Consider the following 6368-nt stretch of genomic DNA (forward strand, 5'->3'; position numbering starts at 1 on the left):
CTGTTTGGTCGCGGTTGTTATGGGCGGTAGTCGTGATCTGAAATTTGTCGGAATGCGAGCGCTTCTCGCTTCTGCGGCGCAACATCAGGCAGCTTCAGAATGTGAGCGACGTTGACTTCCGGTGCGAGGCGCACGTAGTTTTCTGATCCCCAGTCGTAGTACGAGTCAGTTACCAAGTCATGGACGGCAAACTGCGCACCATATTCGAGACCAACTGCCGGCGCGTCGAGGTACAGCGTGCCTTCCTGCGCGTTCCATGGGTCGAGATTAACGACGACGAGGACCGCGTTGCCAGAGATCGCATCGACCTTCGAGTACGCGAGGATCTGGTCGTTGTCCACGTGATGGAAGCGAATTTGACGTAGCTGCTGCAGCGCAGGCTGCGCCTTGCGGAAGCGGTTCAGCGAAGTGATGTAAGGCTCTAGAGACTGCCCGTTATCGAGGGCTGTCTGGAAGTCGCGTGGGCGCAGTTCATACTTCTCGGAGTGGTTGTACTCTTCGCTACCTTCTGCGACGGCTTCGCCTTCGAAGAGCTCAAAGCCGGAATATACGCCCCACAATGGGCTCATTGTGGCGGCAAGCGTGGCGCGAATTGCGAACGCGGCTGGACCTCCGTACTGCAGCGAGGCGTGCAAGATGTCAGGCGTGTTCACGAAGAGGTTCGGGCGCGAGACATCCGCGACGTCGACCATGTGCTCAGCGAAGTCGATGAGGTCACTCTTAGATACTTTCCAGGTGAAGTGAGTGTAGGACTGGGAGAACCCTGCCTTCGACAGCCCGTACATCACTGGTGGGCGGGTAAACGCTTCGGCCAAGAAGATGACGTCGGGGTGCGTCTCGTGGACGCGGGTGATCAACCAGTGCCAGAAGTTCACCGGCTTCGTGTGCGGATTGTCCACACGGAACGTTCGGATGCCCAGGTCTACCCAGTACATGACAACCCGGTAAATCTCCTCGTAGACCTTCTCCGGGTTGTTATCGAAGTTGATCGGGTAGATATCCTGGTACTTCTTCGGCGGGTTCTCGGCGTAAGCAATCGTGCCGTCTTCCAAGATGGTGAAGAAGTCGGGGTGCTCGCTCGCCCAAGGGTGATCCGGCGCAGCCTGCAAGGCCAAATCCAGCGCTACCTCCAATCCGAGTTCGTGCGCATGGTCAAGCATCGCGCAAAACTCTTTCTCACCACCGAGCTGCGGGTGGAAGGCATCGTGCCCACCGTCTCGTGAACCGATCGCCCACGGGGAGCCGACATCACCCTCCTCGGCGACAAGTGTGTTGTCTTTGCCCTTCCGGTTGATCTCACCGATTGGGTGGATAGGAGGGAAGTAGACCGTGTCAAAGCCCATTGCAGCAACGCGATCGAGCGCCTTCGCAGTGGTAGCCCAGGTACCGTGAACCGGGTTGCCTTCATCGTCCCAACCGCCGGTGGAACGCGGGAAGAGCTCGTACCACGAGTTCACCAGCGCATCGCGTCGTTCTACGTAGATATCGCAAATAGGCCCATGGGTGACGAGCTCCCGAAGCGGAAAAGCATTGAGTACTTCGAGTACTTCGTCAGAAATGCCGGCGAGAATTCGTTCAGCCAGTGGCAGCGCGGGATTATCAAGCGCCGCAGCGGCCCGTTCGAGCACCTCGCGGTCTGGGGCCGGAGTCTGCGCAATTGCGGCTTCAAAAAGGTGGATGCCGTGGGCGATGTCGTTCGCCATTTCTTCGGTAGTCTGCCCGGCCTCCAGCTTCTTTGTGACGGCGTTGCGCCACGTCGCCATGACGTCACTCCAGGCATCGACGCGGTAGCGCCACAGACCCTGAGCATCGGGGACAAACACCGCGTGGGTGTAGTCCGGGCGGTACGGTTCTTGCTGCATGTGAATGGAGTACTGTTCTCCATTCGGATCCGTAATAACCAAGCTTGCAGCGATAGCGTCGTGGCCTTCTCTCCACACCAGGGCAGAGACTGGCACAACCTCACCTACCACCGCCTTTGCCGGAAGAGTTCGCCCGGAAACTTGAGGGCGTACGTCGTCGATACCAAAGCGTGCAACCATGTCGTTTTTGTCCTCACATGTGGCCGATGGAAGTCGGACACACCTATAGGTGTGCTCTTTCTTCTCTCAGACTAGCTAACTCTCGCGTTAAATATCGACATAAGGGTTCGCTTTCATCCGTGGCGATTCTCATACAACGATATGGTTACACTGAGAACTCAGTCGCTTGTTTTTCTATCCACCAAGACGCCGAAGTAGAAAGAAGCCAGAATGGTAGCCGTGAACGAACCAACCACTGATCCAGATCTGCTTATCGACTTCCGAGGAGTCGAGTTTATTCGCGGAGGCAACACGCTTGTTGGCCCTATCGACTGGCAGGTGGAGCTCGACGAACGTTGGGTCATCGTCGGCCCAAATGGCGCCGGCAAGACCACACTGATCCGAATGGCGGCTGCCCAAGAGTTCCCATCGCGCGGCGTCGCATTCGTACTCGGAGAGCGCATCGGTAAAACAGATATGCGTGACCTTCGCGCGGCAATCGGATTGACGTCCTCAGCGATTGCTTCGATGATTCCGCCAAGTGAAAAAGTAGGTGACGTCGTCGTCTCCGCAGGCTACGCGGTCGTCGGGCGTTGGCGCGAACAGTACGAGGACGTCGACTACGAGCAAGCACTCGAAGTCCTGGAACAGGTCGGGGCTATGCACCTTATCGACCGCACGTGGGGAACGCTCTCGGATGGAGAAAAGAAACGCGTCCTCATCGCCCGCGCGGTCATGATCGACCCAGAACTGCTCATCATGGACGAACCGGCGGCAGGTATGGATCTCGGCGGACGCGAGGACCTCATCGCATACCTCGGCGACCTCGCACTCGACCCCGATGCGCCAGCTATGGTGATGATCACCCACCATCTGGAAGAAATCCCATATGGTTTTACACATGCCTTGCTGCTCGACGAAGGAACAGTGATCGCCCAAGGTCTTATCGAAGACGTATTGACCAGTGAAAACGTCTCTAAGGCGTATCACCAGCCAATCGAAGTGCAGCACGACGACGGCCGGTTCTATGCACGCCGTGCACGAAGCGCACGAAGTGGTGCGTACCGCGCATAACACCACGCGAGGAGGTGGAGCACCGTGTACCGCAAAACCGGCGCATTTTCTGTCGACGCAACAGACGCCGTCGACGCAACAGAAACCAGTGGGTTCAACGGGTCACGCCTGTCTGCCACCGTCATCCTCATCCGCGACACTCCCGACGGAATCAAGGTGTGGATGCAAGAACGAGTCATGAGCATGAAAAACTACCCAGGCATGACAGTTTTTCCCGGAGGTGGCGTCGATAGTCGCGACTTCCCACCCCGCGCCTGGAATGACGGAGACCTGTGGATTGGCAAGTCGGCAGTCTCTGTTGCACGAAGGCTCGGCGTCACCAAATACAAGGCACATGCCCTGCTGTTTGCCGCTGTTCGCGAATTGTTCGAAGAAACCGGAACACTGCTCGCCGTTGACGACGAAGGAACCCTACTCGGCGACGCACGTCCTTTCCACGACCAACGGCTCAAACTCGTCTCGCACGAGATCTCGCTTACGGACATGCTGCAGGCCAATGAACTCAACGTCTGCAGCGACCTCCTCATCCCATTTGCACGCTGGGTAGGTTGCTCGCACCGAGGTAACTGGTTCGACACCTTCAGCTTCCTCGCAAAAGCACCCATCGGACAAGAACCAGACGCGGAAACCGGCGAGGCAGACGACGCAAACTGGTTCTCCCCGAAGCTACTCATGGAAGGATGGCGCGCCGGGCTCGTTCGCTTCGTGCCATCAACATGGGGGCAACTCCAACAGCTGTGCTCCTGCGACACCTTCGAGGATGCGGTCAAACTTGCACGCAACGCCGACATGCGCCCGATCATCGGAGACCCCGCCGATGATCCGCGCTACCACGAGTTTTTCCACCAGCACCCGACAGATAGGATCGGGACGCCCAAATGAGTTTTACTTTGGACGAGGTTGGGTTCCTACGGGACAACCTGCAAAAGATTCTGGCGCTTGGACCGGACCTCGAACTCATTCCAAGTACGCTAATTCGCGACAGAGCCGTACTGGAAAAGGAATTCGGCGATCATGCCCGTGTCGTTTCGGAGTTACTCGCTGCGCAGCGCAGCGCCCGTGGGAAGATGCCCGAACATTGGCTTACCGATAGCGACGCCGCGCAACAAGCAACGCCACAGCTCGTTGCCGAATACAGAGCGCAGCTGATCAAGGATTTCGGAGCAGCCACGGTCCACGACGTGACCTGTTCAGTGGGAAGCGAAGGGGCGTCGATAAGAAAACAACAGCTCTCTTGGATAGGCTCCGATCTCGATCGCGTACGGCTTGCGATGGCTCAAGCAAACCTTGCCGACGCCAACGTGCTCCTCTGCCAAGCCGATGCACTGCAACCCATTAGCCGCGCCGATGTCATCGTGGCTGACCCAGCACGACGCGCCAACGGCCGACGAATCACCGACCCAGCAAAACTCCTACCACCCCTGCCAGACCTCGTGGAAGCACATCGTGGCAGAGAACTCGCAGTAAAGTGTGCACCCGGAATCGACTACAGCGAGTGGAGCGGGCTCGTCAGCGTCGTCTCTCTCGATGGCGGCGTCAAAGAAACCTGCCTGTACACAGAAGGTTTCGGATCCGGCATTCGCGAAGCGGTGGTGCTGCGCGCGGACGGTTCGCGAGAGATAGTGAGGTCGGACGAGCCTGACGACACCACTGTCGCCGAACCAGGTACTTGGATGATCGAGCCCGACGGAGCGATCATCCGCGCCGGGCTAGTTCGCCACTGGGCGCACCGGCACAGCTTGTGGATGGTGGACCCGCACATTGCATTTCTTACGGGTGATGAGCTTCCCGCAGCAACGAGTGGCTTCCGTTTCTTAGAGGCTGTGCCGTTCAAGCGTCTTAAGGCAGCACTGGCCAACTATCAAGCGGGGGCGCTTGAGATCCTCGTACGCGGGGTAGACGTCAACCCGGACCAGCTTCGGAAGAAGATGAAGCTGAAAGGGCACCGACAGATGGCGGTACTTATTGCGCGAACAGGCAACAGCCCGACTGCATACATTTGCGAGGCAAGGGAGCATCAGCGCGTAGGGTAGTGCGCATGAAGTATCTCGATCACGCTGCAACTACTCCGATGCGTCAGGTAGCAATCGATGCCTGGGTTGAACACGCAGGTGCGTTGAATCCCGGTGCGCAACACGCAGCGGGACGCCAAGCCAACGCGGTGCTTGCCGATGCAAGAGAACAAGTCGCGGAGTTGCTTGGCGCGGACCCGGTTGAAGTGATTTTCACAGGCTCGGGCACCGAGGCAGACAACATCGCGGTCCGCGGTCTCTACGAAGCCATGCGTGGCAAGCAAGGGGACCGGGTGGTGTGTTCACCGGTTGAGCACTCGGCAGTGCTCGAGACTGTCAAGGCACTAGGAGCACAGCACGTGGATTGGCTCCCGGTAGGCGACGACGGCCACCTGTCGGACCTCGAGGCGCTTGACACTCCGGCAGCTGTGGCCGCAGTGATGTGGGCAAACAATGAGACTGGCGCACTCCAGCCAGTGAAGGAGGTTGTTCGCAGAGCTGCGCTTCAGAACACTCCTGTTCATGTGGATGCTGTGCAGGCCGTTGGAAAGGTCCCCGTTCACTTCCACGACCTCGGTGCTACCACATTGGCAGCGAGCGCACATAAGTTTGGTGGGCCACGCGGAACCGGCCTACTGCTAGCGAAACGCTCGCCGGCGCCGACCGCATCGATTCACGGTGGCGGCCAGGAACGTGGACTGCGACCAGGGACGGTAGACGTGGCCTCTGCCGCTGCAACAGCTGTAGCACTGGCGGAAGCATGCTCTGAGATGGATCGTGAACGCGAACGCGTGAAGGAACTTCGCGATGCACTCGTGGCAGGTGTACAGCGTGAGGTCCCGGACGTGGTGGTAACAACCCAGGAGCCAGCTGTGGAGGGGCATGCCCACTTCATGTTCCGCGGTGCCCACGGGGACGCGATGCTGATGCTGCTCGACTCGTTGGGCATCGCTGTATCAACTGGGTCTACATGCGCAAGTGGTGTGACCCGAATGAGTCATGTGCTTGAGGCGATGGGCGTGGAGGAAGCGCTCGGCTTGGGCGCGCTACGAATTTCGCTGGGGCGAACGAACACACGTGAGGACGTCGACTACTTTGTCCAGAACATCGCTGATGTAGTTGCGAAGGCGCGAGCGGCGGGGAACATGTAGATCTCACGCGATAGTGGGCGAGTTAACGTCGATGTGTTGGCGTTGTTTGCCGGGCCCGAACCAGTACAAGCATCATGCTGGTTCGGGCCTTTCATACTTTCGACCCAACC

General features: G+C 58.5%; 5 protein-coding genes. 4 read left to right on the top strand and 1 reads right to left on the bottom strand.

Annotated features, from left to right (window positions below; translation table 11 throughout):
* Positions 1-17: 17 nt before the first annotated feature.
* Positions 18-2042: a maltotransferase domain-containing protein gene (locus QP802_RS03760; RefSeq protein ID WP_284817630.1), complete on the bottom strand. Its 2025-nt coding sequence runs from the start codon at positions 2040-2042 to the stop codon at positions 18-20.
* A 210-nt stretch (positions 2043-2252) separates the two neighbouring features.
* Here QP802_RS03760 and QP802_RS03765 point away from each other — a divergent pair, with 210 nt between their 5' ends.
* Genes QP802_RS03765 through QP802_RS03780 form a run of 4 tightly spaced genes read left to right on the top strand, consistent with a single transcriptional unit; the run spans position 2253 to position 6258 of the window.
* Entirely contained in the window at positions 2253-3095 is an 843-nt protein-coding gene (locus QP802_RS03765) for an ABC transporter ATP-binding protein (RefSeq protein WP_407933402.1), read from the top strand.
* A 24-nt stretch (positions 3096-3119) separates the two neighbouring features.
* Complete coding sequence (locus tag QP802_RS03770) at positions 3120-3977, top strand: NUDIX hydrolase (protein ID WP_070362603.1); 858 nt, start codon at positions 3120-3122, stop codon at positions 3975-3977.
* Positions 3974-5128 (top strand): THUMP-like domain-containing protein, encoded by a 1155-nt coding sequence (locus QP802_RS03775; protein WP_070362602.1) that lies wholly within the window; start codon positions 3974-3976, stop codon positions 5126-5128. Before QP802_RS03770 ends, QP802_RS03775 begins: the two co-directional genes overlap by 4 nt.
* Positions 5129-5133: 5 nt before the next feature.
* Positions 5134-6258 (top strand): cysteine desulfurase family protein, encoded by a 1125-nt coding sequence (locus QP802_RS03780; RefSeq protein WP_070363537.1) that lies wholly within the window; start codon positions 5134-5136, stop codon positions 6256-6258.
* Positions 6259-6368 lie beyond the last annotated feature (110 nt).

The sequence above is a fragment of the Corynebacterium sp. UMB10119B genome, from assembly GCF_030228125.1.
Taxonomy (GTDB): Bacteria; Actinomycetota; Actinomycetes; order Mycobacteriales; family Mycobacteriaceae; genus Corynebacterium; species Corynebacterium pseudogenitalium.